27 protein-coding genes and 5 pseudogenes are annotated in these 26,486 nt (G+C 61.9%); 15 read left to right on the top strand and 17 right to left on the bottom strand.

The features are described 5' to 3' along the window. The first annotated feature begins 4 nt into the window (after window positions 1–4). The 6 genes from EY713_RS22170 to EY713_RS22195 all read left to right on the top strand — a co-directional run bounded on the left by EY713_RS22170 (window position 5) and on the right by EY713_RS22195 (window position 7,224). Window positions 5–1,117, top strand: coding sequence for a TrbL/VirB6 family protein (locus EY713_RS22170; protein WP_131120248.1), 1,113 nt, complete (start codon window positions 5–7; stop codon window positions 1,115–1,117). Between the two features lie 2 nt (window positions 1,118–1,119). Continuing rightward, entirely contained in the window at window positions 1,120–1,833 is a 714-nt protein-coding gene (locus EY713_RS22175) for a VirB8 family type IV secretion system protein (RefSeq protein ID WP_131120251.1), read from the top strand. A 130-nt stretch (window positions 1,834–1,963) separates the two neighbouring features. After that, entirely contained in the window at window positions 1,964–2,671 is a 708-nt protein-coding gene (locus EY713_RS22180; RefSeq protein WP_245573051.1) for a TrbG/VirB9 family P-type conjugative transfer protein, read from the top strand. A 6-nt stretch (window positions 2,672–2,677) separates the two neighbouring features. Further along, a complete protein-coding gene (gene virB10 / locus EY713_RS22185) occupies window positions 2,678–4,036 on the top strand; it encodes a type IV secretion system protein VirB10 (RefSeq protein WP_131120253.1) in 1,359 nt (452 codons plus the stop codon). Further along, a complete protein-coding gene (gene virB11 / locus EY713_RS22190; RefSeq protein WP_131120255.1) occupies window positions 3,996–5,105 on the top strand; it encodes a P-type DNA transfer ATPase VirB11 in 1,110 nt (369 codons plus the stop codon). Before virB10 ends, virB11 begins: the two co-directional genes overlap by 41 nt. After that, entirely contained in the window at window positions 5,083–7,224 is a 2,142-nt protein-coding gene (locus EY713_RS22195; RefSeq protein WP_131120257.1) for a type IV secretory system conjugative DNA transfer family protein, read from the top strand. Before virB11 ends, EY713_RS22195 begins: the two co-directional genes overlap by 23 nt. Window positions 7,225–7,375: 151 nt before the next feature. Here the strand turns inward: EY713_RS22195 and EY713_RS22200 are convergent. The 3 genes and pseudogenes from EY713_RS22200 to EY713_RS22210 all read right to left on the bottom strand — a co-directional run. Then, a pseudogene (locus EY713_RS22200) lies at window positions 7,376–7,732 on the bottom strand (RES family NAD+ phosphorylase); the annotation flags it as partial. Then, window positions 7,732–8,214 (bottom strand): type II RES/Xre toxin-antitoxin system antitoxin, encoded by a 483-nt coding sequence (parS, locus tag EY713_RS22205; RefSeq protein ID WP_245573053.1) that lies wholly within the window; start codon window positions 8,212–8,214, stop codon window positions 7,732–7,734. The gene parS and the pseudogene EY713_RS22200, both read right to left, overlap by 1 nt. A gap of 249 nt (window positions 8,215–8,463) precedes the next feature. Continuing rightward, window positions 8,464–9,233, bottom strand: a protein-coding gene (locus EY713_RS22210) for an IS5 family transposase (RefSeq protein ID WP_245573054.1) whose coding sequence is annotated in 2 segments (ribosomal slippage) — window positions 8,464–8,762 and window positions 8,762–9,233 — 771 coding nt in all. Because the reading frame shifts where the segments join, the coding sequence is not laid out codon by codon here. A gap of 805 nt (window positions 9,234–10,038) precedes the next feature. Here EY713_RS22210 and EY713_RS22220 point away from each other — a divergent pair. The 3 genes from EY713_RS22220 to EY713_RS23445 all read left to right on the top strand — a co-directional run bounded on the left by EY713_RS22220 (window position 10,039) and on the right by EY713_RS23445 (window position 12,922). Then, window positions 10,039–10,884, top strand: coding sequence for a dienelactone hydrolase family protein (locus EY713_RS22220; protein WP_131120259.1), 846 nt, complete (start codon window positions 10,039–10,041; stop codon window positions 10,882–10,884). A gap of 221 nt (window positions 10,885–11,105) precedes the next feature. Beyond that, window positions 11,106–12,241, top strand: a protein-coding gene (locus EY713_RS22225) for an IS3 family transposase (RefSeq protein WP_131120261.1) whose coding sequence is annotated in 2 segments (ribosomal slippage) — window positions 11,106–11,373 and window positions 11,373–12,241 — 1,137 coding nt in all. Because the reading frame shifts where the segments join, the coding sequence is not laid out codon by codon here. Between the two features lie 516 nt (window positions 12,242–12,757). Continuing rightward, entirely contained in the window at window positions 12,758–12,922 is a 165-nt protein-coding gene (locus EY713_RS23445) for a DUF1993 family protein (protein ID WP_207388382.1), read from the top strand. Window positions 12,923–13,171: 249 nt separating this feature from the next. Here EY713_RS23445 and EY713_RS22235 read toward each other — a convergent pair whose 3' ends face one another. From EY713_RS22235 to EY713_RS23285, 6 genes are all read right to left on the bottom strand, one after another. Continuing rightward, the gene (locus EY713_RS22235) at window positions 13,172–13,660 is read right to left on the bottom strand and encodes a peroxiredoxin family protein (RefSeq protein WP_131120263.1); all 489 of its coding nucleotides are present in this window, start codon (window positions 13,658–13,660) and stop codon (window positions 13,172–13,174) included. A gap of 51 nt (window positions 13,661–13,711) precedes the next feature. After that, the gene (locus EY713_RS23635) at window positions 13,712–13,975 is read right to left on the bottom strand and encodes a hypothetical protein (protein ID WP_131196999.1); all 264 of its coding nucleotides are present in this window, start codon (window positions 13,973–13,975) and stop codon (window positions 13,712–13,714) included. Window positions 13,976–14,273: 298 nt separating this feature from the next. Further along, entirely contained in the window at window positions 14,274–14,729 is a 456-nt protein-coding gene (locus EY713_RS22245) for a carboxymuconolactone decarboxylase family protein (protein ID WP_131120265.1), read from the bottom strand. A gap of 142 nt (window positions 14,730–14,871) precedes the next feature. Further along, window positions 14,872–15,126, bottom strand: a complete 255-nt coding sequence (locus tag EY713_RS23450; RefSeq protein WP_342635999.1) for a type II restriction endonuclease — start codon at window positions 15,124–15,126, stop codon at window positions 14,872–14,874. Between the two features lie 108 nt (window positions 15,127–15,234). After that, on the bottom strand, window positions 15,235–15,717 hold the full coding sequence (locus tag EY713_RS23455; protein WP_342636000.1) for a hypothetical protein: 483 nt from the start codon (window positions 15,715–15,717) through the stop codon (window positions 15,235–15,237). A 54-nt stretch (window positions 15,718–15,771) separates the two neighbouring features. Then, window positions 15,772–15,921, bottom strand: a complete 150-nt coding sequence (locus EY713_RS23285) for an EcoRII N-terminal effector-binding domain-containing protein (protein WP_245504457.1) — start codon at window positions 15,919–15,921, stop codon at window positions 15,772–15,774. Here EY713_RS23285 and EY713_RS23290 point away from each other — a divergent pair. From EY713_RS23290 to EY713_RS22270, 5 genes and pseudogenes are all read left to right on the top strand, one after another. After that, window positions 15,895–16,038 (top strand): annotated as a pseudogene (locus EY713_RS23290) (hypothetical protein); the annotation flags it as partial. The gene EY713_RS23285 and the pseudogene EY713_RS23290 sit on opposite strands and share 27 nt — an antisense overlap. A 610-nt stretch (window positions 16,039–16,648) precedes the next feature. Next, complete coding sequence (locus tag EY713_RS22930; protein WP_165491253.1) at window positions 16,649–16,813, top strand: hypothetical protein; 165 nt, start codon at window positions 16,649–16,651, stop codon at window positions 16,811–16,813. 148 nt (window positions 16,814–16,961) lie between these two features. Further along, window positions 16,962–17,745: pseudogene (locus EY713_RS22260) on the top strand (IS5 family transposase). Window positions 17,746–18,121: 376 nt separating this feature from the next. Continuing rightward, a complete protein-coding gene (locus EY713_RS23460; protein ID WP_342636001.1) occupies window positions 18,122–18,250 on the top strand; it encodes a hypothetical protein in 129 nt (42 codons plus the stop codon). Between the two features lie 50 nt (window positions 18,251–18,300). After that, window positions 18,301–18,489: a hypothetical protein gene (locus tag EY713_RS22270; RefSeq protein WP_245573064.1), complete on the top strand. Its 189-nt coding sequence runs from the start codon at window positions 18,301–18,303 to the stop codon at window positions 18,487–18,489. A gap of 193 nt (window positions 18,490–18,682) precedes the next feature. Here the strand turns inward: EY713_RS22270 and EY713_RS22275 are convergent, their stop codons facing one another. The 7 genes and pseudogenes from EY713_RS22275 to EY713_RS22305 form a co-directional block, all read right to left on the bottom strand. Continuing rightward, window positions 18,683–20,128 (bottom strand): IS1182 family transposase, encoded by a 1,446-nt coding sequence (locus EY713_RS22275; RefSeq protein WP_131120271.1) that lies wholly within the window; start codon window positions 20,126–20,128, stop codon window positions 18,683–18,685. Between the two features lie 45 nt (window positions 20,129–20,173). Further along, window positions 20,174–20,608: a GNAT family N-acetyltransferase gene (locus tag EY713_RS22280; protein WP_245573055.1), complete on the bottom strand. Its 435-nt coding sequence runs from the start codon at window positions 20,606–20,608 to the stop codon at window positions 20,174–20,176. 144 nt (window positions 20,609–20,752) lie between these two features. Beyond that, window positions 20,753–21,280 carry a LysR family transcriptional regulator substrate-binding protein gene (locus EY713_RS22285; RefSeq protein WP_245573065.1) on the bottom strand — a complete coding sequence of 176 codons (528 nt, stop codon included), beginning with the start codon at window positions 21,278–21,280 and terminating at the stop codon, window positions 20,753–20,755. A gap of 693 nt (window positions 21,281–21,973) precedes the next feature. After that, window positions 21,974–22,408, bottom strand: a complete 435-nt coding sequence (locus EY713_RS22290; RefSeq protein ID WP_131120277.1) for a TA system VapC family ribonuclease toxin — start codon at window positions 22,406–22,408, stop codon at window positions 21,974–21,976. Further along, window positions 22,405–22,632, bottom strand: coding sequence for a CopG family transcriptional regulator (locus tag EY713_RS22295; RefSeq protein WP_131120279.1), 228 nt, complete (start codon window positions 22,630–22,632; stop codon window positions 22,405–22,407). The genes EY713_RS22290 and EY713_RS22295 overlap by 4 nt, the downstream gene beginning before the upstream one ends. A gap of 95 nt (window positions 22,633–22,727) precedes the next feature. Continuing rightward, window positions 22,728–23,651 (bottom strand): annotated as a pseudogene (locus tag EY713_RS22300) (DUF2493 domain-containing protein); the annotation flags it as partial. A 334-nt stretch (window positions 23,652–23,985) separates the two neighbouring features. Further along, window positions 23,986–24,531: a toprim domain-containing protein gene (locus tag EY713_RS22305; protein WP_342636002.1), complete on the bottom strand. Its 546-nt coding sequence runs from the start codon at window positions 24,529–24,531 to the stop codon at window positions 23,986–23,988. Window positions 24,532–24,820: 289 nt separating this feature from the next. Here EY713_RS22305 and EY713_RS22310 point away from each other — a divergent pair, with 289 nt between their 5' ends. Further along, the gene (locus tag EY713_RS22310) at window positions 24,821–25,072 is read left to right on the top strand and encodes a hypothetical protein (RefSeq protein ID WP_131120283.1); all 252 of its coding nucleotides are present in this window, start codon (window positions 24,821–24,823) and stop codon (window positions 25,070–25,072) included. A 286-nt stretch (window positions 25,073–25,358) separates the two neighbouring features. Here EY713_RS22310 and EY713_RS22320 read toward each other — a convergent pair. Then, a pseudogene (locus tag EY713_RS22320) lies at window positions 25,359–26,314 on the bottom strand (ArdC family protein). Window positions 26,315–26,486: the final 172 nt, after the last annotated feature.

The raw sequence follows: 26,486 nt of genomic DNA on the forward strand, positions 1-26,486 counted from the left end.
GCGCATGGCCACCTTCAGCATCACGACCCTGCTCCAGACGGTCGATCATCTCGGCGAGAACTATGTCTCGACCGCCTACAAAGCGCTGTCGAATGCGATGACATCGGGCGGGGCTGTCGGCGTCGCAGGGCTGCTGCTGACGCTCTATGTCATCGTCTGGGGCATTGGCATCTGGCAGGGCACCGCCACGGGCGGCCCCGCCGATCATGCCTTCCGCCTGTTCCGGGCCTTTCTCATCTACGCCCTCGCGACCACTTGGGCGGATTTTCAGACTTTCGCCTACACGTTCCTGAACGAGGGGCCTTCGGCGATCGGCAACGCCCTGCTCGATGCCGTCACCAGCGCCAACGGGACCGGCACCTCCGCGAACCTTACCTCCGTCAACGGGGTCCAGTCCGCGCTGCAGAACATGTGGGACACCACCAACAATGCGACCCAGGCCTTTCTGCAGAATGCCGGCCTGACCAACTGGGGTCCGTACATCTTCGCCGCCGTCTTCTACGTCGTCATGGCGCTTCTGATCGGCTTCGCGATCTTTCTCATCATCCTGTCGAAACTGTTCATGTGGCTTCTGCTCGCGCTGGCGCCGATCTTCATCATACTGCTGCTGTTCGGCGTGACGGCCCGGTTCTTCTCCGGATGGCTCGGGGCGCTGCTGCAGTATTTCCTGGTGCAGGTCCTCGTCTACGCGTTCCTCGCCTTCTACGTGTCGCTGATCCAGCAATCGATCGACACGCTGAATGGCGTCGCCAACACCCGCACCGCGAGCTGGGCCACCATCGGTCCCGTGGTGCTGCTCGCCATCATCGGGGTGCTGCTGCTCAGCCAGATCAACAATGTCGCCGCCGCGATCGCCGGCGGCGTCCCGATCTCCGGATCGCGCATCGGCGCGGTGCTGGCGACCGTCTCGGGCTTCCGTCTCGGGGCCGCCGCCAATCGCATGCGTCTGGCCGTTCGCAATCCGCTGAACCCCGCCTCCATCTCGCGCCGGGAAGAGCTCGCATCCCGCCAGCGCGTCCGCGTAGGCCTGCGTGCTGCTGCCTGGTCGCAGTCCGCGGAGTTCAGGCGGCTCGCGGACCAGATCAAGAATCCCGGCCAAAACCGGGGAAGGAGTTGAGTGTGACCGACATCCGGATCGACGGGCCACTGCTGATCGACCCGCGCTACTACGCGGACGGCGCCACCTGGGAGCACGACATCGCGCGGCGCAATCGCAACTCGCGCGCCTTCGCCTGGATCGTCGCCAGCGTCATGAGCGTCGTTGCCGTCGGCTCCCTCGGGACTCTGGCACTGCTCGTGCCGCTCAAGACCTACGAGCCCTACATGGTCGTGGTCGACAAGACCTCGGGCTTCGTCGAGGTCAAGCGGCCGATGGCCGAGGGGCCGCTCAGCCAGGACGAGGCGGTCACGACCTTCAACGTCGTGCGCTACGTCAAGGCACGCGAGACCTACGACCCGAAGTCGCTGAAGGACAATTTCGACCTGGCGCAGTTGCTCGCGACCGGCGAAGCCGCGCGAGACCTGAACGACCTCTATGCGCCGTCGAACCCGCAGAACCCCCTCAAGGTTCTGGGGACCGGCGCCGAGGTGAGCGTCTCGATCAAGTCGGTAACGTTCCCCAACAGCCGCACTGCTCTTGTCCGTTTCTCAACCGAGCTGAAGACGGCGACGGACGTCGCCAACCACGATTGGGTGTCACTCGTCCGCTTCCGCTACACCGCGGCGCCGATGCGCAACGAATGGCGCTTCGACAATCCGCTCGGGTTCCAGGTGGTCGAGTATCGACGCGACCAGGAAACGGCCCCTTCGCCAGGTACGGTGGGGCAACGGTGATGCGTCGTGGTCTGTGCGTTGCCGTGGCTCTGCTACTCGGCGGGACCGCGGCGTTCGGCGAGGCCCTGCCGCGCCCCGGTCGCCTGGACCCGCGCGTGCGGGACGTCGTCTACAACAAGGACATCGTCCCGTGCGGGACGTCGTCTACAACAAGGACAACGTCACAGCGATCGACGCGACCTACGGGACCTCGACCATGGTCGAGCTGCAGCCCGACGAGAAGATCGAGACCCTGGCGCTCGGCGACAGCCTCGCCTGGAAGGTCGAACCCAACCACAAGGGCGACATCATCTTCGTCAAGCCTGTCGACAAGAACGCGAGCTCGAACCTCAACGTCGTCACCGACAAGCGCATCTACTCCTTCATGCTGCGCTCGAACACCCGGCCGCCGGGCCAGCAGATCTACGCGGTCCGCTTCCGCTTTCCCGATGACGAGGCGAGCGCAGCGCTGCTCGCCGCCGCCAAGGAGCGGGCGGCGAACCCGAACCTGAAAGACCTGAACATCGCTAATGCGAACAGCGACTACGGCTACAAGGGCGCCTCCGTTAACAAGCCGGTTGCCGTTTTCGACGATGGCATCAAGACCTGGTTCCGCTTCGAGGGCGAGACGCCGGCGATCTACATCGTCGACGGCGAACGTAACGAGAGCCTGATCAATTTCCGCACCGAGGGTCCCTTTGTTGTGGTCGACAAGGTCTCGCCGCAGTGGACGCTCCGCAACGGGCCGGACTCGACGTGCATCTTCAATCGCCGGCTGACCAACCTGCGCGAGCCGAACGGGCTCGAGCCCTACGCGCCGCAGCGGGTCGGCTTGGCGGCACCCAAGGCCGGAGGCTGACGCCTGATGCCGACCCTGCAGGACTATCGCAATCTCGAGCTCGAATCCGCGGCGTCGACGAGCGTCGCTCGAGGGACAACGGCGCTGGGCACCTGGCTAAAGGCTGGCGTCGCGTTGGGCGCAGTGGCCGTCGCGGCCTGGATGATCCATGGCTCCATGGGACAGGGCCCAAAAAGCCTGACGACGCCGGACCGGGAGGAGTTCAACACCACCCAGTTCCCTGCGCCGTCACTGCAGTCGCCGCGGCCGCCAATCGATCCAGGAACAATCGTCATCCCGCCAGCCCCGGTGGCACCGGTCGACCCGACGCCACTGCCGCCGCCAGCCGCGCCACCGGGCGCACTCCCGGCACCGCCGCCGCCCGAGTCCTCTCTCGGCCTCGCTCCTCCCGGCGACGACGAAGCCCGTCGCCTTGCCGAACTGGAGCGGCAGCGCCAGGAGGAGGAGCGTCGGCGTTGGGAGCGGCTCCGGGCGCCCCAGGTTATCACCGACGGGGCGGCGCCGCCGACCGAGGCAAACGCCGATGCGGAGGCCGTGCGCGGCGCGGGTGGCGTCGACGACGATCCCAACCACCGCTTCCTGACATCGGTCTCGGCCGCCGGCGTCGAGATCGCCAAGGCAACCAAGAACAACCGGATCGACGCCCTGGTTGCCCAGGGCACCATGATCCGCGGCGTGCTGGAGACGGCCCTGCAGAGCGACCTGCCCGGCATGGTCCGAGCAGTGACGGCGGAGAACGTCTGGTCCTTCGACGGGCGTCGCATCCTCATCCCGGCCGGGACACGCCTCGTCGGCGAATACAAGTCCGGCATCGCCCAGGGGCAGACCCGCGTCTTCGTCGTCTGGACGCGTCTGCTCCGATCGGACGGCGTTTCGGTGCAGCTCGGCTCGAACGGCACCGACGATCTCGGCCGCGCCGGCAATGCCGGCTTCGTCGACAACCACTACATCGAGCGTTTTGGCTCGGCGATCATGCTGTCACTGGTTGGTGGCGTCTCGCAGTTCCTGAGCAGCTACGGCCAGACCACAGGGAATAACGGGACAGGGACGGTCACGACCACGACCGATCCGCTGACCGGGCTGATCACGACGACGCAGAGCGGCACCCAGAACCAACTGAACCTGCACGCGCGCCAGATCGCGGCGCAGAACGTGTCGCAGACGCTGACCAACATCGCCCAGGAAGCCCTCAAGAACTCGATCAACATCCCGCCGACCATCTATCTCGACCAAGGCTCGCGGATCATCGTCTTTGTCCGGCGCGATCTCGATTTCTCATCCCTCTACCCCGATCCCGTCCGGGAAGCGCTGAAGGAGATCAAGCGTGAACGTGGCCTTGCGAAGCCCGACGGTCTTCCTCGATAGGGCGCTGGAGCCGATCCGGCCCTGGCTGCTCGACGACCAGGTCGTCGAGATCTGCGCCAATGGACCCGGCGAAGTCTGGGTCGAGCGGTTCGGTCAAGCCGCGATGGAGCGGCACGACGTCCTCGACCTGACCGAGGCCGCGATCCGCCATCTGACCGAGCGCGTCGCCGGTCATTCCGGTCAGAGTGTCAACGAGGAGCATCCGCTGCTCTCGGCCGCGCTGCCGACGGGCGAGCGGTTTCAGGGGGTGCTGCCGCCCGCCACAACCGGAGGAGGGGCCTTTGCGATCCGCAAGCAGGTCATCAAGGACATGCGGCTCGACGACTACCGGCGGCTCGGCGCTTTCGAGCGTGTCGCGACATTGCCGGGTGGCGCGCTGTCCGAGACCGACCAGCGGCTCTGCGAGCATCTGCATGCCGGGCGCATCGAGGACTTCATCCGGCTCGCGGTTCATAGCAGCACGTCGATCCTGCTCTCCGGGGGCACGTCGTCAGGCAAAACGACCTTCCTGAATGCCATCCTGAAGGAGGTCCCGGCGCACGAGCGGATCATCACCATCGAGGACACGCGGGAGGTCGTGCCCGTTCAGCGCAACTTCTTGCCCCTGGTGGCCTCGAAAGGTGATCAGGGCGAGGCGCGGGTCACGGTCGAGACCCTGCTGCAAGCGTCGATGCGCCTGCGGCCGGACCGCATCTTCCTCGGCGAAATCCGGGGCCCGGAAGCCTATTCTTTCCTGCGCGCCATCAACACCGGCCATCCCGGCAGCATCACCACCGTTCATGCCGACAGCCCCACCGGCGCCTTCGAGCAGCTCGCGTTGATGGTCATGCAGGCCGGCCTCGGCCTGCGGCACGACGAGATCATCGGCTACATCAAGGCCGTCCTGCCCATCGTCATTCAGCAGACCAAGATCGGCGGATGGCGCGGCACCTCGGCAATCTATTTTTCCAAAATGACCGCGTGGCACGCCGCGAGGGAGAGCGCAGGAGACAGCGGCACCATTCAAGCGACGGCCGGGTCATCGGCGAGCGAGGGGAGGGGGACCCGTGCCGCGCGTCGTCGTCCATAGGATTGCGATCACGTTTCTCGCACTCCTGGCCTTCTGGCTGCTCTGGAGCCTCGCCTACGAGATCGTCGTCGCGTTGCGCTGGGCGCCGTCTCACTTCCCTGGGGAGGGCACGCGGCGTTGGGCGCTCCTCCGGATGCAGAACGCGGATCACTCCCTCGGCTTCGGCTTGGTGGCTTGGGAGCATTGTTGGGCGCGGCTGACCTATCCGGCGACGCAGACCGAAGCCCTCGTCCGGGCCGGACTGGCCGCGGCCTCGGTGGTCGGCCTCGGGATTGCCGGGGCCCTGTTCACCTTCATCAACCGGCCGCAGATGCCGTTCGGCGCTGCGCGGTTCGGCACCCTGATGGACGCCACCCGCCAGGGGCTCACCAGCAAGCAGGGCATCGTGCTCGGCACCATCAACGGCACCACGATCCGCTCGGATGAGCCAGCCCACATTCTCGTCGTCGGGCCGTCGCGATCGGGAAAAGGGACCGGCTTCGTCCTGCCGAACGGCTATCTCTGGCGGGGGTCGGCCGTCTTCTTCGATCCCAAGCGGGAGAATTTCGAGGCGCTGGCCAATCACCGCAAGGCGATGGGCAACAAAGTCTTCATGTTCTCACCCGGGTCCAACGACACTCATCGCTACAACCCGCTCGACTTCGTGCGACGCGACGAGCGGATGGCGACCGACTGCTTGGTCGTCGCCTCCTTCGTCATCCCCGAAAAGTCCGACGACACCTGGGCCGGGGCAGGGCGGCTGCTTCTGTCGGCACTAATCGGCTACGTCCTTGCTTCCCCGCTGATCGTCGGTGCCCAGCACATGCGAACCGTCGCCCGGATGACAACCACAGGCCGGGACATCTCGACCGTGCTGCGCGCCATCGTGAAGACCGAGCGCGCCCACCTGCCTGCCTGGATCACCGACACCTTCAACCAGTACATCGCGCTCGAGCCCGAGACACGGAACTCCGCCGTGTTCAACGTCAACATGGCCATGTCGCTCTGGAATAACGGCCTGATCGCCGCGGCGACCGCGACATCAGATTTCGACATCCGCGAGCTGCGGCGTCAGCCGATGACCATCTTTATCGGCTGCACGATCGCCGAGCTCGCGATCTTCCGGCCCCTGATCCGCATCCTGTTCCAGCAGATCCACGACCTCATGATGGTCAAGATCCCGGGACCCGACGAGCCGCACCAGGTTTTGCTCATGCTCGACGAGTTTTACCACGTCGGCCGGATGGACTCGCTCGTCTCCAAGATCACGATCAGTGCGGGCTATGGCTTCCGGATGGCGATCGTCATGCAGGATATCGCCCAGCTCGACGAGCTCTATGGCAGGAACACCCGCGTCACGACGGTATCCGGGTCGCAGATCAAGCTGTTCATCCAGATCAACGATCTCGACACGTCTGAATTCGTGTCGGAGATGCTCGGGGAGACAACGCAGGTCTACAAGACACCGGTCGCGCGGCCGGGGCAGGGGATCTTCGCGCCGCGGGCCTGGGCCCCGCATTACACGCCGCGACGGCTGCGGAGCCCGCTCGAGTTGCGGGAGATTTCGGCGCGGGTGGCCATTCTGATGGTGAAGAACTCGCGGTCGTTCCAGCTGACGAAGATCCGGCACTATCGGGATCAGCCGTATCGGCGCCGGTTCGAGGTGGCGAAGGGAACTCCTCCGGCGCTACCGGCCCTTCCGGGGTGGGAAGACGAAACTCTCGGTGGAGCGCTTGCGCCGATCAAGCCGGCAGAAGACGGCAGTAAGGCGGCCAGCGCCCTTGGACCTGCGAAAGCGGCCAGGAAGTCTCCTGCTCGCAAGCCAAAGGCCGCAAAGAAAACCCCTACGACAAGGGAACGATCAGAGAGTGAGCTTGACCCGCTTTCTGTTTTAATTTCAAAGCCGCCACCAACTCTGTCGAAGCGCACAAAGGCACTGTCCCTGGGCAGTGCGCCGCCGGTGCCTCGGGAAGAGAACTGCAACATCCGCGACGTCCTGGACTCCTCAGAGCAGGCGCAGGGGGAGCAGTTTGCGATCGTGCTTGCCACCACTCTTGGCGGCATTCACGACCCAGATGTCTCCATCGCGACCGAGACGCTTCGCAACCTGCAAGCAGGTTTCGGGGACGTCTCCGTGTGAAACACGACAGCGCTAACCGTTCGGGCGAACGCCGCGAGCAGCATACAGGTTGGCTGTGATAGCCACGGCGCGGCCAACTCAGCGGCAGCCAGAGCCGTTCGTCAAACACGAAAGGCCTTGTCGACTCGATTGAAACGCCGGCTACATCCGCATGGGCGGGATTGATGAGGATGTTGCGCGATTCCGGAACGACAAAGGAGGGAACCTGAAGGAGTGCGGACCGTCCCGACGCGATCCACGCATCACCTGCCGCAACAGGATCGCTCGGAATATCAGCAATCACCTCAGGAGTCCGAGCCGGCAGCCTGATTGCAACCAGGACATAGTCGTCGGGAAGGATATCCCAGTCGAGGTCGAGATGTACCCGCACTTCCAGCACCGCGAGTGCAGCTGTCTCGGCCGTGTAGATGACCGGGCGGCCTGCCGAATTCCATCGGCCTCCGTAAAGTCTAGCGCCGTCCCCGGATAAGTCTGAATACGGCTTTCGGCAGATTCGCCATACCAGCATCAGGCCGCTAGACCATGGTCGATCCGGTGCAGCAGGTTTTCAACCTCCCTATTGCCCTCCGTCGTATCGAGCAACGCCATGGGCGCGTCGCCCTGGAGCGCTTCTGAGGGTCGACGCAACCAGCGGGAAGCTTTCTCCTGAGAGCCAAATGTATCCTCCGCGGCCGCGATGATGCGGGCCACCCGCAGGAGACGATCCGACTGTTCAGGTGTCAGCGTGCCTATCTTGCGGCGGTGGCTGAGCGTTTTGCGCGGAAGGATGACCCGGTCGATTTCAGCGATGGTGAGCCGCCCCGAGCTTACGAGGTTTTCAATTCCTGCAATCGGGAAGCCGCGTCTCGTTGCGTCGATAGCCTCACGTCGGCTCGTCCTTTCCAAACCCGGTCCGGTTTCGACGACTAAAAGTCCGAGTGCTTCAAGTGGTCCCATGTCAGCGCTCCTGGCTATATGCCTACTGTATAGCAGCGTTTGGCCAGAAGCCATCACTCATGTCTTGGACCTCGCCCGTCTCTTCAGTTGCCAGAGCTGTCGGTCCAACTCCGCCGATAGGCCGTTCGTGCGCAGCGGCTCCCCTCTACGCCAGCAGCAAAACTGCTGACCTGCCAGGTAACATTGAGGGCGGCGGTCGTGGTCAAGATCGACGACTCGAAAGACGCTGCAATCCGGAACGCTTTGCAGCAGGACGCCCGAATGACGGGCGAAGCACTCTCCCTGATATGGCTATGATGAATCTTAGGCGGTGTTGACAAAGTGCCTGACCCACAAGCGGATTGAAGCGACGAGGACGAAGCCGAGGAAGCTGTCGGCTGTCTTGTCGTATCGCGTCGCCAATCGTCGGCTGTGTTTGAGCTTTGCGAAGCAGCGCTCGACCGTATTTCTCAGGGCATAGATGTGACCGTCGATAACGGGCTGGACCTTACGGTTGCGCTTGGCGGGGATGACGGCGGCGACGTCCCTGGCTGCCAGGTCGTGGCGGATGAAGTCGGCGTCGTATCCCTTTTCGGCGAGCAGCACGCGGGGTTGTGGCCAGGTTCGTCCATGACGGGCCTATAGCCTTTCACATCGGAGACCTGACCGCCGCTCAAGGTGATCGCGACGGGGAGGCCCAAGGCGTTGCTGCGGAGATGGATCTTGGTCGAGAAGCCACCACGAGAACGGCCAAGACCCTGGTCCACATCCCCCTTTTTTAGCGCGCCTACGGCGTGCTGATGGGCCCGGATGACAGTGGAATCGATCATCTGAACGCTGTTCTGTCCTGCGCCAGTCTCGTTTAATGCCTCCAGCATCACGTCCCAAATCCCAGCAAGCGTCCAGCGCCGGAACTGCCGATAGACTGTGTTCCACTTGCCGAAATAGCTGTGCAGGTCACGCCAGGCCGTTCCTGTCCGGGCGATCCAGAATACTCCGTCCAGCACCAGCCGGGGATGGCGAGGAAGCCGACCCCGTTGCGGTCCCTTCTCGATCACAAACCGCTCGAAGAACGCCCACTCCTCGTCCGACATCAAACCGCGAACCAAGCCACTCTCCCCAGAGAGCAGCCTTGAATCAGCAATCAGCCGATTTGGGAATCCACTTTGTCCACACCGCCTAACTGTCCACCCCTGTCACACTTGTCTGCAATTTTGATGAGAGTGGGCTTCAGCAGCTAGCTTTTGGTTAAACCTGATTGCAGTGCGGTGCGGTAATCCATTATGCATACGGTTTGCAGAGCATAGACGAGGTGAATGGTTGTATGGCATCAATTAGATCGACTGCCTGGCTCGAGTGCGCTGTCACGTAACCAGTATTATGTGGAGCAGAGTTTCTCATGCTAATCGCTGAGGCGGCCATGGGCCAGCCCGGCACGAAGGTCGGCGAGTTGTGTGCCGAACTGGGCAGCACGCGTAACACACTCTATTGCCCCGAGGAGACTAATGGTGTGCTCAGGATCGATGGTACAAGGCTGCTTGGCGGCAAAGCGAGGCCGGCGACGCCGCAGATGAAAGCAATGTCGTGAGCTACCGCGTCTGGGGGCCGGTTCTATCTATCGTTCTTGTCCTGACCTGTTGTGGTGGCTTCCACCAAACTACAGCGCAGTCGGCGCCCGATGCCGCCGTTATCGAAGACTCAAGTAGGCTTCCTGTTGTCATCGGCGGTCGAGACTATTCACTTGACGCGCTGATTGTTCGCCGCCCCGGGACGGACAAATTGCCTGTCGCCCTCATTACACACGGCTCCAGTCTAGGAGACCCCCGCGCGGCAACGACCGAGTGGCTGCGAGGTTGGGCACACGATCTAGCAAATCGTGGCTGGCTCGCCGTTGCGGTCATGCGCCGCGGCTACGGAAATTCGGATGGCAACATCGCCGATGACGCTGGTACATGCAAGGCGCCAGAAGTCGGCCGCTACCTCGACGCACACGGTGATGACCTGGAATCCGCGCTGCGCAGCATCGCGAAACGGCCGGATGCAGATATGAGCCGCGTAGTTGCAATAGGTGACTCTGCCGGAGGTGCTGCGGTCATGGATCTCGCCGCGCGCCCGTCCGTGCGGCTCTCCGCGGTGGTCAACGTCTCGGGTGGTCTTGGCCGCCGCCTGGGGCCATTCCGACCTGATCCGGCCTGCTCGCCTTACGATTCCGACTTGGTGTGGAACTTTGCACGGTTTGGCTCGACGGCTCACATGCCGTCGCTTTGGCTTTATGCAGAGAACGATAGCTGGTTCCGGCCGGGCTTGGTCGGACGCATGCGCGCTGCTTTCACCGGCAGTGGCGGCAACACCCACCTAGTGATGCTGCCGCCGTTTCAGGGGGACGGGCATACGATGTTCTTTGCACCAGGTGGAAGACAACTGCTGTTGCCCGAATTGGACGGCTTCCTCCGCGCGAACGGGCTGCCAACTTGGAACGAGGTAGATTTCGCCCCCCTGCTAGCTCACCTGTCGCCACAAGACCGGGAGAGCGTCGAGGCTTACCTTCGCATGCCGACCGAAAAGGCCCTCGCAGTGGGGTCCGAGTCGGGGGCGTATTGGCGTGAAGGCGAACGCACGATCGGGGATGCCCGAACCAAAGCCTTAGCCTATTGCAGGGAACAAACCAAAACTGAGTGCTCACTCGCGGCGGAAAACTTCGATCCTGTAATTCAACGATATCCTGAGGTGAGGACAGACCACTGAAGTTGTCTTTGACGCACCGCTGAAGCCGACTTTGGTAATAACAGACTGGCCTGCCCCCTGAAAAGTGGTCCTCCGTGAAGTAGGCTTTTGAGCCTTTGGAGGGCCTTTGATGCCGCAGAAGAAGCACAAACCCGAAGAGAGGTGGCTCGGCAAATCTGCACAGCGGGCTGAGTGGATTGTCTGCCTGAAGGCGGCCAGGATGGCTGCGATCAGGAGAGACGATGACGAAGAGACCCAGGCGGAATCACAGCCCTGCCTTCAAGGCGAAGGTGGCGTTGGCGGCTGTGCGTGGCGAGAAGACGCTGGCGGAGTTAGCGCAGCAGTTCGACGTGCATCCCAATCAGATCACGCAGTGGCGCTCGCAGCTTCTGGACGGGGCTGCCGGCGTCTTTGGATCGGAGCCGAGCGCCGCGTCCGCAACGCCGGTGATCGACGTGAAGACACTCCACGCCAAAATCGGGGAGCTGACATTGGCCAACGATTTTTTGGAAGGCGCGCTCGACAAGGCCGGACTGTTGCCGAGCGCAAGACGATGATTGACCGCTCGCATGATCTGCCGGTCGCCCGGCAGGCCCGAGAGCTCGGCATCAGCCGAGGCAGCATCTACTACCTGCCGCGCCCGGTCCCGGCCGCCGATCTCGCGCTGATGCGGCGGATCGACGAGTTGCATCTGGAATATCCCTTCGCCGGCAGTCGCATGCTGCGCGACCTCCTGGCCCGCGAAGGCATCACCGTTGGCCGCCTGCACGTCGCGACGCTGATGAAGCGCATGGCGATCGAGGCGATCTACCGCAGGCCGAACACCTCGAAGCCAGCGCCGGGCCACAAGATCTATCCCTACCTGCTCCGCAAGCTGCCGGTAACGCGGCCGAACCAGGTCTGGGCGATGGATATTACCTACGTGCCGATGGTCCGGGGCTTCGTCTATCTTGCCGCCGTCGTCGATTGGTTCAGCCGGCGGGTGCTGAGCTGGCGGCTTTCTATAACGATGCAGGCGGACTTCTGTATCGAGGCGGTCGAGGAGGCCTTAGCCCGCTTCGGGGCGCCGGACATTTTCAACACAGATCAAGGATCGCAGTTCACGAGCATCGACTTCACGAAAGTCCTGCTGGCCAGGGAGATCAAGATCAGCATGGACGGCAAGGGCGCCTGGCGCGACAACGTCTTTGTCGAGCGGCTTTGGAGGTCGGTCAAATATGAGGAGGTATATCTCCGGGCCTATGAGACGGTAAGCCATGCCCGGGGGTCGATCGGCCGATACCTCGACTTCTACAACGGCAGACGCCCGCACTCGAGCCTGGGCCGGAAAACGCCTGACCATGCCTACTTCAACCAGCCGCTTCTCGCAGCGGCATAAACCCGGCAGACGATCCACTTAACAAGCCGGCGAGGCTGTCCAGACGAACCGAGCCACCTCTCGCCGCAGGTCCTGCTGGCCCATCATAGCTAGAAAGTGGCATCGTTGTGGGAGCATTTATGTCACTGACTAAACTTCTTGTTCCAACCTATAGGAACATGTTGCAAACGCTCGCCGGCCTACTAAAAAGCGGAACAGCAAATGCCCGACCGGGCGGAGGGCCTGCTCGCGGCACGCTTGACACCAGATATGTAGGCGCTGTCACCCCAAATACGCTTTGGCGCCTTATCAAGCCCAAGAGGCTTCATTCAGGTTGCGCGGAGAGATCATTCCTTTGTCGCTTGTTGAAGTGGCCGCCTAAGGACGGAGCGCCGGTGGTGTGCCTGGATCGCTCTTAGAAGCCCGCGCTCGGATTGGCGAGACGATATCGTTTCTGGATGGCCTTGCAAGCGGCTCGCTTGATGCAGGTTCCGGCCTGCCGATCACGATCGAGCTTCCAGAGGGGGGTCGTTTGATATGACCAGCGACGAATACGCGCGAGATTGGGCACTAGCTCAACTCTATTTCCACGTTACCACCGCCTACGCCATCCTGCGGCAGCAAGGCGTCGAGATCGGTAAAGCCGATTACGTGCCTCACATGTTTGCCCATATCGGACAGGGAACTGTGCCATCAGCATAGACGATGAACGACAGCTAAGATGTCGTTTTGCAGACCACCCACCTGCAACATTTGCTGAGGTCCGATAGCTTCCAAATCAGCATTCCCGGAGCCGGACGGCTGCTCTCGACCCATTGCGGACATCCGAACCGGACACTTGAACTGACTAACATGCTGCCGGGCTTGGCTCGATGACCCGGTGCGAAATTCTTGAGTTTCGCACTCCACCGGCATGCCCGTGGAGCTGTCGGGCAGCGCTCGCCCACAAGCCTATCTTGTAATCGTTCTCATGAATGCCACGAGACGGATCACATCATTAGGCACAAGCCGTCCAATTGCTCGGCTTGAATAGACGGCGTTGAGCACGGTTCCATCCGGGGCGAGCACGAAGCCCGTATTCTCAAGGAAATGTTCCCGTACGGGATGGTGGCTTTGATAGGCACCGGTCGCGGCCGCGATCAATTCGATATTGGCGGAGTGACCCACCTTGAAGGTGATCTTATGTTTGGCGATAAATTCCTGGGTCGACGCCTCGTCGTCGACCGAGAAGGCCACGACTTTGATGCCCTCTTTTGTAAGCGCCTCGGTTGCACCAGCAAAAGCCGCCATCTGGTCATTGCAGAATGGGCACCAGTGGCCGCGATACATCAGCAAGACACCGTAGCTGCCGGCAAGATCGTGGGGCAGATTGAGCACACCACCACCTGTGGCGGGGATTTCAAGGTTCGGAAAGATTTGGTCATTCTCGAGCATAGGCATTGAGTTGTCCTTCAACTTAGAAGCAGCGGATGAGCACCACTGCCGCGATCACTAGACCGGCCCCGGCTGTGCGGCCGGTAGCGATTGCTGAGGCAGGCGAACGCGCCAAACTGATTGAGAGCCAGCGAGCACGAGAAAATCCCGGAGAGAAAACAAACGAACATCATCGCCGCGCCGAGCCGCAACCACCGTCATCACGGCGATAATAGAAGCTCCTTGGAGGCCGCCTGTCCAAAGTATTGGCGGTGACGACGCGAAAAACGCCAAAGATGGCGGCGTCAACCGCCAGACGAAGAGCGAGGCGGCCACAAGCATAAGAGAGGTCACTCCCGCCGAAATCGCGGCTGACCACAGTATGGTTTCGACCCATATGATCCCATTTCGGCTATAGCGGAAAAATCGTTGCAGCGGGTGTTCCGAGCAGCTGGGATCGAGTTCGTGAATGGCGAGCAGCCGGGGGTGAGGATCACGGAGCCGACGTGTTCAGATATCGCCCGTACGAATCACTGCTATTTCGGCAGATCCTAGAAGACCGTGCTGCATCGTGGCGCTCGTTAATCTCAATTCGATAGGTTGTGCACCTTGGGAACCAGCGCATGCCGCCGGAAACGGTTTATTTTTCAGCGGCAGCGGCTGGCAATACGCGAAAGCTGATCGCCATCCGATTATAGGCATTCATGAGACTGATCGCGAGCGTCAGGTCGACGAGCTGCTTTTCGGAAAATATTGCCGCCGCTGCCTCATAATCCTTGTCGGATACATGCGTCTCGGCGACACGCGTCACGGATTCGGTAAATGCGAGCGCGGCTTTTTCTTCCTCTGTGAAAAGCGAAGCCGCTTCATGCCACACCGAAACCAGCAGGAGTTTTTCGAGGTCCATGCCATTCTTGAGGAGATCCCGGGAATGCATGTCGATGCAATAGGCACAGCCGTTAATTTGCGACGTTCGCAAGAAGGCCAGGTCGATGATACCGATGTCGAGCCCGCATTTGTGAATGTAGGCATGCACCGAACCCATCGCCTTCAAACCGTCGGGCGCGATCGCATTATAGTCGGGTCTTTGAGACATATCGTCCTCGCTGAGCCACTCGCTGGAGATCGATGGTCCGATCGCACGCCCAGATGGCAGAATGGCGACTCAATTTCGCTAGAAATGTGTAAACGTTCGAGTCGTATCGCGGCATCCTGATTGCGCCATCTGTTTTCGGAGCTTATCGCAGCCTTCTAAAAACCTGTTCCCAATTTGCATTCCCGAAATGACGACGGAAAACAGGAAACTGATCGGTTAGCGTGGGACTCTCACGGCTGACAGACAAAAGCCGCACGTCACCGATAAAGCTCTGTAGCGATTGCAGATGCGGCTGCACCGATTTTTGGGATTTGTCGGTCAGCCCAGCCGGCACCACAAGCTGCACGCCGGCATTCACCATTTCACCGAACTGCGTTTCGGGAACACCCTCTTGCAACGTCAGCAGATGCTTTGCCGGAATACGATTTGCCTCGTTAAATATCTGCCGCCATCAGTCCTTGCAGGTCGTCTTAACCGCCAGCACCCGGAGCTGGTCGGGCGGGAACTAGGCTTCATAATAGGCCGCGATCGACGGAAACAGGAAGGCAGGCGTCTTACCGTCTTCCGATACGGGCTGGTGGGCGAACTGGGTGCCCTCGCACCAGTCGCTCCTCGAGGATGATTTCGCCAGTGTGCAGCTCGAGCGATCGTCCGGACCTGGCCTAGCGTCGTGCAGGAGCGTCTGAGCGCGAGCGATGAAGCCGTCCACCGACGTGAAGCCGGCGGTGATGTTGGGCAGCTCGATAGCCAGCTCGACGCTGCGGAAGATTTCAAATTCGCACTCGCGCCGACGCAACAGGCGGCGATCCGGATAAAGGCTGGCATCGGATCGCAGCTCGACGGCCTTGCGGATGATATCCGCACCGCTTGGAAATTTGGCGCGCCACGCTGCCGGTATCTCGGCATCGTCCAGCCGGCAGCTCGTCCGCGGGACCGGAGTATCTGCAAGCAAAGATGGGAAGACGCCCTGCGACGGCGGCCATATCAACCATTTACCAGGTTCTACCGGGCCAACCCGATCCTCGACAAAATCTTCCTCGGTTTAATGCCGGCATACCCACACATGGTAATCCGGCACGGCCGGCGCGATCGTCGGCCGAAAGGCAAAGACCGTTAGCGCGCCGGTGCTTTCCGGGTCCAGCAGCGCCGAAGTGCCGCCCCCGAACCCGTGCCGTCGCACTTGCTCCAGCATCTCTCGCCGCTCGGATGGCAACACATCAACCTGACCGGGGACTATCTCTGGACCGACGTCGGCATCCCGGATGGGAATCTGCGCGCCCTGCGTCATGCTCTCCGCTCGCCAACCTGACGGACCTTACCGTATCTTTCTGCCCGTTTTATGTAGCGACCCCCAGAAGGCCCACAAGGCGAAAATAGGGGCCGAACTGGCCGACATGATGGTAGCAACCTGGACCATTTCAGTCCCGCGCGATGAAGCGGGCATTGAACTCATCGACGCGCGTCAGGAAAGCCGAACTCTCGCGGCGGCTGCACAATGTGACCTGCGGCGTGCGCGCGTCGGCAGCAACGGTGACGGCATGTGCGATAGTATCGAGACAATCCAGGTGGCCCGTCGAGGTGCGATTATGGCGGATGACGGCCGAGAACCGGCAAGGCCGTTATGGAGAGGATGGATGCGGCTAGTGGATGCGTGTGAGGGCCTGCGAGGCATAGACCTGCAATTGTGATGTCTTCAGTCGGGTCAGGACCCGTTGGTGTGAGACGAGTGATCTGCTTCAGGCCCTGCGAAGGAACCGCGGATGAGCGACCTGTACTGGTCGACGGATCAGCAGATGGCGCGCCTGCGGCCGCACCCGCTACGATGGCTAACGGTCTTCCTCTCCGCCATCGCATCGCCCCACTGTCAGCTTCCGGCTTTGATCAGCGAGCCGTGAGCGTAAGGTGCTGGTGGGAGGACGGTGCCCGTCGCGGCCGTGCAGGTGGCGATCACCGTAGGGGCAGCCGGCGGGGGCGCCATCTACGCGCTCACAGGCGTCGCCGGCTTCTTCGTAACAGGCGGCGCCTTGATGCTGGTGACCTCGCTGGTCGTCTTCACCGGCCTGTTCGGCAGGAGCCGAGCCTGACCTGGAGGTTAATCCGCGCGGCTCCACTGGCTGACCACTCGGATCGCGGAAGCCCCGCATGGTTGGACACAATTCTAGGCGGTGTGGACAAAGTGGATTCCCAAATCGGCTGATTGCTGATTCAAGGCTGCTCTCTGGGGAGAGTGGCTTGGTTCGCGGTTTGATATCGGACGAGGAGTGGGCGTTCTTCGAGCGGTTTGTGATCGAGAAGGGACCGCAACGGGGTCGGCTTCCTCGCCATCCCCGGCTGGTGCTGGACGGAGTATTCTGGATCGCCCGGACAGGAACGGCCTGGCGTGACCTGCACAGCTATTTCGGCAAGTGGAACACAGTCTATCGGCAGTTCCGGCGCTGGACGCTTGCTGGGATTTGGGACGTGATGCTGGAGGCATTAAACGAGACTGGCGCAGGACAGAACAGCGTTCAGATGATCGATTCCACTGTCATCCGGGCCCATCAGCACGCCGTAGGCGCGCTAAAAAAGGGGATGTGGACCAGGGTCTTGGCCGTTCTTGTGGTGGCTTCTCGACCAAGATCCATCTCCGCAGCAACGCCTTGGGCCTCCCCGTCGCGATCACCTTGAGCGGCGGTCAGGTCTCCGATGTGAAAGGCTATAGGCCCGTCATGGACGAACCTGGCCACAACCCCGCGTGCTGCTCGCCGAAAAGGGATACGACGCCGACTTCATCCGCCACGACCTGGCAGCCAGGGACGTCGCCGCCGTCATCCCCGCCAAGCGCAACCGTAAGGTCCAGCCCGTTATCGACAGTCACATCTATGCCCTGAGAAATACGGTCGAGCGCTGCTTCGCAAAGCTCAAACACAGCCGACGATTGGCGACACGATACGACAAGACAGCCGACAGCTTCCTCGACTTCGTCCTCGTCGCTTCAATCCGCTTGTGGGTCAGGCACTTTGTCAACACCGCCTAGAAATGTTTCCGTTGTTCTCTGGCTGGGCTTTCATTCGATGTACGCGTCCGGTGAGGGCCGCCTTGCGGGACTGACGGCAGATTATCGAGAACTGTGCGTATGGACAGTCATACGCACAGGACCTTGGAGCGGCTTGAGATCGTCGAGATGGCCGGCGGCGGCGCTGGTCTGAGGCCGAGAGGCTCGGATCGTGCTGGAGAGCATGGTCGGCCCGCGGCTCGTTTCGGCGACGGCTCGCCGTCACGGGATATCCCGAGGTCTGCTGCTGACGTAGCGGCGTGCTTTTCGACCTGAGCAGGTCGAGACGGGCCTGCCGGCTGGCTTCGTGCCCATGGTTGTGGCGACGGAGGCGCCCGGCACGACAAGGCCGCGTCCAATGAAGGCTCACCGTGATGGTGACGGTCGCATCGAGATCGTGGTGTCGAAGGGCCGGCGGATCATCGTCGACGCGGATGTTGATCCTGACGCGCTGTCGCGGATCCTGGACGTCCTGGAGCGGCGATGATCCCGATCCCGGCGGGGGTGCGCGTATGGCTAGCCACCGGGCACACGCATATGCGGAAGGGGTTCTCCAGCCTGGCGCTCATCGTTCAGGAGGTTTTAAAGTGCGACCCGCATGCTCTAGACGTTCGCTTTGCTGATCGATCAGCGGATATTCGCACAGCTTTTTCACCAGCCAAGGCACTAAACTTGCTCGCTGCTCATGCAGGTGTAGATATCTTGAGTTTCCAACGTTGGCTCTAGAGCGGCTTCGTTTGGTGCGAAACTCTGGCAGACCGTCTGAAAACTCTTTGGATGAATGATGGTTTGCGCTGTTCAGTGCCGGAACTCTGTCGGCGACGAGATTTTCCGGATTTCGATGTCCAACGAGCCTGAGAAGGCATGATTGGATGCCTTTTCGCCCCTGTCTGGTTCAAAAAATGCGTGTGGTGGCCTATCATGCCCTGACAGCGGCGATCAGGCCCGCAACGCCGACAAGAGTGATGGCTCTTTTGATGTTGTAGGCGAGCGCCGTCAGGCTGAACTCCCCTCGAACGTTTTCCAGGCGCCGCATCAGGAACGCGCCCTGATACATCCATTGTTTTATGGTGCCGAACGGATGTTCGACGCTTTCGCGCCGTTGGTTCAGGATGTCGGGCCGATCGGTAAGACGCGCTGCCATGCGGTCGAGCACCGCCTCGTTCTCAAGGCGCGACACGCGACGGAAGCTTCTGGTGCAGCGTTTGCGCAGGCTGCACGCCTTGCAGGCGTCGCGGTTGACGTAGTCGATCTTCACATTGTCGCGGGATTTGCCAAAGTGACGGGGCGAGAGCACCTGGTCTGCGGGGCAAAGGTAAATGTCCTTGCCTGGATCATAGCGGAATTGCTCTTTGGAGAAGAAACCCTCGGCCACGGCCGGACCGCGGATCGGCTTGGGTACAAAAGCAGTGATCCCGGCTTTCTCGCAGGCTTCGATGTCCTCGATCTTGAAGTAGCCACGGTCCGCCACCGCCTCGATTTTGTCGACGCCGAGCGTGTCCATCGCCGCCTCGACCGTCGGCGCAAGAAGCCCCATGTCGAGGACGTGATTGCTGACCTCCTGCTCGGCGATCAGCTTATGCTTTACATCAACGGCAAGCTGGATGTTGTAGCCGACGCCGACCTTGGTCATGCGCGCCATGGCACGGGCATCCGGATCGGTCAGCGAGATCTGGTCCTCGCCGGTCTTGTCCAGTTCATCCAGCAGCGCCTTGTGGCGATCCCGCTTGCCTTGGATCGCCGCGATCTTTTCCGCGAGTTTGCCATCGCCGCGACCGGAGCCGCCGCCATTGCCACCGGCTTTCTCCTCTTGCGCATCGCCCTCATCGAGCCGCTTCATGTAGTCGGCCAGTTTCTCGTCGGCTTCGTTGATGAACTTGGTCAATGCTCCCCGTGTGAAGTTGCGATCCTTGTTGTTCACCGCCTTGATGCGCGTGCCATCGACCGCCAGCAATTCCCGTCCGAACAGATCAAGCTGTCGGCACAGGATGACGAATTCCCGGAATACCTGTTTGAAGGTTGACCGGTTCACGCGGCGGAAATCGGCAATGGTGCGGAAGTCCGGCGTCAGGTGTCGCAGCAGCCAGATGACCTCGATATTGCGATGAGCCTCGGCCTCCAGCCGCCGGCTGGATCGCACGCGGTTGAGGTAGCCGTAAACATACAACTTCAGCAAATCGGCCGGATCATAACCCGGACGCCCGGTCTCCTTGGCAACCACCCGCACAAAGCCTGCGGCGGCAAGATCGAGGCCATCAATGAACGCCTCGATGAAGCGGACCGGGTTGTCCGGCCCGACGTAATCGTCCACCGCTTCGGGCAGAAGCAGCAATTGCGCGCGATCTGTTCCTGAAAGATGTGCCATAGCAGAATCTATTACAGCTCGCCGATCCCTGGAATTTCAAGATTTTTACTTTTCGACAGCAACAAACGTCTTACGCAGCCAAATGCAGGCGTGTCCTGCTGGCAATCCATCAATCCGTCCGAATTCTTCATATCCGCGAGATCGGTAGAAGCCTGGGGCTTGAAAACTGAAGGTATCAACGTAAGCCCCAATGCAGCCGCGCTCGCGCGCAACTGCTTCTGCCTTATCCATCAACAAACTGCCGACGCCGGCGCCTCGAACCGAGTTCGACACCCAAAGCCAATCAATGAACATCCAGGCATAGAAGGTCCTTGCCTTCACTCCGCCCTTTACCAAACCCTCGCCATCGCGTGCTATGACCCATAGGTCTTCCGCATTGTCGGGGCCGGCCTTGCTGAAATTGTACTCATCCAGGCCTTGGTCGATAATCTGCCGCGTGGTGCCATCTGGAATGCCCTCGACTTCAACTGCTATCGACAACGGATCCCTCATTAAATTGCGCTATTAATGGCAAGTGCTGAGGGCGAGCACCCGTCCGACAGCGTTGCGTCGAAACAGGATAACTCGAAGGGCCTGGTTCGGCACGACTAAATGTAACCGGAGTTTTTGGACGGTCTGCTGGAGTTATGCACAGTGCAGGCCCGCCAGAAGCGCAGGCGCCTGTCGGACCAAATCTTCAGCAAACCGTTCAATCTCCGGAACCTCGCTGCGTCGCCAACTCGTTTGGTAAAAAATCGTAACAGGACCACCGCCTTTATCCTCGATCGGCAGGCTTCGCGCGACGTTAGATGCGATCTTAGACTGGGGAAGGATCGCAGCTCCGATTCCGAGCGCGGCCCACTCTTGAAGGACGCTGTAGCTCAGAGCCTCTCCCGAATATTCCTTTGGCACGACCTTGTGCCTTTTGAACAGGGAACGCGTAACCCGCGCCAAGCCACATGCGTCTGGCACCATTACGAACGTTTCCGCTGCAAGGGCGCGCACAGAGATCGTCCGCGACTTCAAGCCCGGAATCGGCGTATCGCCTTTAGGGATGAACACTAGCGGTTCGCTGTAAAGCAGTAGATGCCCTCGATCGGGGCCTTTCGGAGCCCGCTCATCGACGGGACCGATCACAAACTCCAGCTGACCGTTTTCAAGTGACAGATACATCGCGCTCAAGTTCATCTCGCGGAAATAACATCGACGTTGGAGTGGTCGGGAAGGAGTGGCTCGATCAACAAATTGATGAGCCGAATATTTACGAGCGGCGACACACCAACTGACCTGCCCCCATTAGGTGGCCCGGTTTAAATCTAATGCATTGTGGGCTTGTCTGCCACGGTTGAGCTGGCCGGCGAGGCGGGTTGGGTTTGCGATGGTGGCCATGGGAGTCTGTCCTTGCGGTGCGTCGGGGTCCATTCCCCGATGACGACCCAAAGGAAGGGGCCGGACGCCGACGTCACCAAGCGCAGCGCAGGGGAACCCCGACCCGGGGTCCCGCGACGCTCGCGTCGTGGGGTGGGTCGCGGGTTGACGGCACAAGGCAGACGAGCCCCGGACAAAGGCGTCAGAAAGGGGTTGCGCACAGACACCACCCATAAGGCACATCAACACACCAAGCCCACAACTCCCCTGCCCCGGGACTACAGGACAAGCCAGACGATCACGCTACTGGCCGTCATCAAGGCCGCCAGACCATGTATTCGCCCCAACCACGAAGATGAGTGCGTCTGTAATCACGCGGCACTAACGCGAGAGCGGGCGATCCCGATTTCTGCGCCGACGGCTTCGACGATCGTCGGTTTGCTCTCCGTGTCGACCGAACGTCCGAAAGGTTCGCAGTCGCATTTAGCTACACTGGAGCTAAGGCAGCATGTAGTGAAGTGCGCCCTTCCCGTTTTTTACTGCCGCTGTCGACAGACGCCGATCCAACGTCGTCAGCACGCCGCCGTGTGCACCGGCCAAAGCGAGAAGATAGGTGTCCGTCACCTGTGCCGAGGTGAAAATCCGAGCGACATTGATCCGGTCCGAATCCACAAGACTGAGATCGTCCTTCCAAAAGGAGTGCCCCGGCAGGCCGCGGAGCTTGATGACGATTGCCGCGACGGCCGCCGGTGAGCCGGGCGTGTTCGGGTACCTCGGGTGGCCGACGATGCGGATGACGCCGTTCTCGGTCAGAGGGCAGGTGGCCCAGTCGGTGGCCCCTTCCTCTTCGAACCACCGATGCGCGGCATCGTGCGCCACATGCCCCGGGTCGATCAACGCGACCAGAACATTGACGTCCAGCAGAAAGGTCACGGTACCTCGTCGCGAAGCGCGTTGACGATCTCGAGCGTCACCAGCGGTGCGTCAGGTTTGACGCGGAGCAGGGGAATTCCGTTCCGCTCGGAACGCGGCTCCGGCCAACCCAGCGACTTGCGCGCCAAGCCCGATATGATCTCGCCGAGGCTTCGGTTCTGCTGACGCGCCATCGCCTTGGCCGCCACGAGAACGTCATCATCAATCGCCAAGGTCGTTCTCAAGCTGTTGGCCTCGCATCACGCATCACGCATCACGCATTAATAGCATCGACTGGTTTGTGCGATAACTTTGTCGGGGGGGGGCAGGGGCGCTTAAGCGCCCCCCCGAACCTCCAGACCGGGATGCCCATCCCCTTCGCCTTGTCGGCCAGATTGTTCGTGATCCCCGATCCCGGGAAGATGACGACCCCGATCGGCAGCTGCTTGATGAGCTCATCGTTGCGCTTGAACGGCGCTGCCTTGGCGTGACGGGTCCAGTCGGGCTTGAAAGAAACCTGCGGCACCTTGCGGGCATCGGCCCATTTGGCGGCGATGAGTTCGGCGCCCTTCGGCGATCCACCGTGCAGGAGAACAATTGCGGTGTGCTTGGCGTGGACCTTGTCGAGAATGTCCCAGACCGCCTGAACGTCGTTGCAGTCGAGACCGCCGGCGAAGGCCACTTTCGCACCGGCGGGCATCAGGGGCTCGATCTCCGCCCGGCGCTTGGCTGGAAGGAAGTCGCGGCTGTCGATCATTGCCGCGGTGAGATTGCGGTGGTTGACCTTGGACCCCGTCCGCGGGTGCCACACAGACCCGATGTGCGCCTCGAAGAGTTCGCCGGCCTGATCGCGGAAGAACTCCATCGTGTCACGGCGCTCGACCATGGTGATGCCCTCAGCGATGAGGCGCTCGAGGTCGACCGACCGAACTTCCGATCCGTCCTGTTCGGCCTGGCTCCTGCGCTGGGCATCCTCGTTGCGGTCGAGCTCCCGGTCGACCCGGGCAGCCGCCCGGTGGAAGAGATTGACGGTCGACCAGAGCAGGTCCTCGAGGTCGGGCTCGATCCGTGTATCGCTGAGTGTGGTGACGAGGGCGTCGAAGATGTCGGCCAGGGCTCCCCGGATGCGTCCTTCGTCGGGGAGGGGCCTTGGATCCGGAGCGTCCTGGTGAGGCCGATACCCTTAGAGCTGGAGTTCCTGGAGCATGCGGCCGGTCTGCGAGGAGGCGAAGGGCTCGTCGTCGTGAAGATGGTCGGTTCCCATGATGTGTGTCCCTGCGGCGGTGGCCGCGCTTATCGCAGCCTTCGCGGCGATCAAGCGGCGGCGGGGACGGGCCTGCATCGCCGGGCGCAGCCCGGCGACCGAAGCATCGCGGAGGAGGGCAGGGCGGCGGCTGCTTTGCTTCGCGATGCAAAGGGGCGCCCCTTGGGCAGACCCGGCGGAAAACAGTGGACGACCGCTCTTGCCGGCCTGGACCGGCTGACGCTCACTCGCCCTCTAGAAGGCCATGGATGCGGCCCACTTCAGCGTAAGGACACAAGCGGGAATAGTCTGCTTATTGACGAGACTTCACACCGTGTCGCAGCTTTGACGACACTCAGCCCGGCAGAAGGCGAGCGACATCGGACGGGACGAGCTGCCCCCCAAGGTGCTTTGCGACCTCATGCTGACCGAGGCGCCGCAAGTCTTCGTTGAAGTCTCCAAGACATGGGTTCAGCGCGAGCACCTCGATCCCCGCCTGCCGCGCTCGTTCACTCAATCGCGCCAGGCCGCCGCGCCCTGCCCCGTCACAGTCGACCGCGACGTACAGCCTGCCCAGCGTCGCCGGCAGACGGAACGCTGCCAGGTGGTTGGCGGAAAGCGCCGCAACCGCGGGGAGGGTGGGCATCACCATGCGCAACGACAGGATGGTCTCCAGTCCTTCGCCGGCCACGAGAACCGGGGCAGGGGAGGGGGGCTCCCCACCGAAGCGGACGCCAAAGCCGAATAAGTCTCCCATCGCCCGGCGCGGCGATGGCACGGGCGCCTTCCGTCGCGGGTCCGCCGGGTCGAGCCAGGTCCGATGCACGCCGGTGATGTGCCCGTCGCCGTTGGTCACCTTCGCGATCAGCGCGGGAAACGCTCGCGTGCGGGCATCAGCCACGCGGATTGCTGGTATCTGGCACCTTCCGCAGAAATTCGGTAAGAACGGCACGGGGCAGTACGCGCTGCCCTGGGGCGTGGAAACCCCGACGTAGTTGGTAGGGTGCCGACCAGAACGGTGCCGATCCTCGACCCTTGCGGTCGGAGAGCCTGTGACGCATGTCCAGGCGCCTCGGTGCTAAAGGTCACAGGGCCGTACTATGTCCGGATTTCCAACTCCCCGACTACGGGTGGTTCAAGGCTTGTTTGCGGGGGCGCACCGCAGACGCAAGCCTTCCGGGAGCGGGTCAATGGCGGACCCCTTTGTTGATAGGGCAGGTCTGGAGGATCAGACGATCGCCGCGCATCGAGCCTATCTCGATGCGCAGACGGCGTGGGAGCAACTGGTAAAGGCCGGCCCGACGGGCTTGGACGAAGACCACGCAGGAGCTTGCGAAGCGGCCGAGGCTCACAAGGAAACTTGTCGGATCGCGTTCCGTGATCTCGCCGATAAGTTGGGGCACATTCCCCGATCTGACAGATCTTTGATCGGGCGAGCCTGAGACTATTGCTTGCAATCTTCTACCGAGAGGCCCGATTGATGATCGACGTTGCACAGAATGTGTCTCTACGAAAGTTGCTCGCGAACTGGGAGCCGCTCGACATCGAATTCCCCGACGTCAGCGCGGAGCTTTTGCCGCTGAGTAATGTGTCTCTTCAGACCGCCTTCGTACGAGCCGATGGGCGATATCAGCGAGTTTCAGCGTCCGAGGATTGGACGGTCGAGCCACGGACTGTAGACCGATAAGTAGAACAAGCTCGAACCGCAGCCCTGTCAACCGAACAGCTTTAGGCAGCCTGCGATTCTGCGTCGACGGACCCATCATCGTCCCTCGCTAGATCCTTATCGAGGAAGCCGAGCAGAAAGTCCGCGGCCTTCGAGGAGGCACTCGCCGCCCGGATGATCGCGCGATTGTCCTCGCGCATGATGTCGAGCCACGCGCCGAGATAGTCAGCATGGCGGACCGTCGGCACGATCCCGAGCGAGGCGCAGACGAAGGCCGCCGACAGCTCGGCGACGCATTCCTTCACGAAATACGGCTTGGAGCCGAACGAGCCGCTCTGATCGCGGCCAAGACGGGAGGCTGCCCCGCCCCAGTGCGACAGCTCGTGCGCCAGCGTCCGGGCGAAATTGATCGGGACCAGAAACGCGTCGGGGCGCGGGACCTGCACATAGTCATGGGTGACGCTGTAGAACGCCTTGTCGCCGCCGATCCGCACGACGGCCCCGCTCGCCTTCACCAAAGCATCGATCGATGGGGGAATCATGTCGTCCGGGACAGGCGGAAGCGGCGTCGTCAGGGTCTTGGGGAGCCCGTCGCACTGATCGGTGTTGAAGACGGTGAAGCGCTTCAGAAACGGGATGCCCGCGCGGGAGTCTGCCCGGCCTGACTCGACGGGCTGGGCGTCGCCCGGCGTGAACCGGCTGGCATAGACCACGGTCGTCCCTCGCTCCCCTTGCGCACGGATCCGCCGAGCGACAGCGCCTGTCGGAACGTGAGCCAGCTCTGTGTCCCGAAACCCCGCTGGATGACCGTGTCCCAGAGGATCAGGATGTTGACGCCCGAGTAGCGACGACCCGTCAAGGCGTTCTGCGGCATGGCCAGGGGCGCACTGGCCGCGGCCCAGGGCTGCACCCACGGGACGCGGCCCTCTTCCAGCTCGGCGATGATGCGGTCCGTGATCTCCTGGTAGAGCGAGGAGCGGCTCGGGGCGGGGCGGGTGCGCGTGTCGGCTCGGCTCATGGTGGCTCTCCGTGACCGGCCGCAGGCGAGCCTTTCTCGCCACTCCTCGACCGTCACGGCCAGACCGGCCGCGCTCTCACTCTTTCCGGCAGTGCGGTGGTGGCCTCGCTCGACCCGGCTCGCTGCTCGCGCGACCGATCGTGACCGAAGGCGGAGACCATCGGGCTCCGTG

The sequence above is a fragment of the Lichenihabitans psoromatis genome, assembly GCF_004323635.1.
GTDB lineage: Bacteria > Pseudomonadota > Alphaproteobacteria > Rhizobiales > Beijerinckiaceae > Lichenihabitans > Lichenihabitans psoromatis.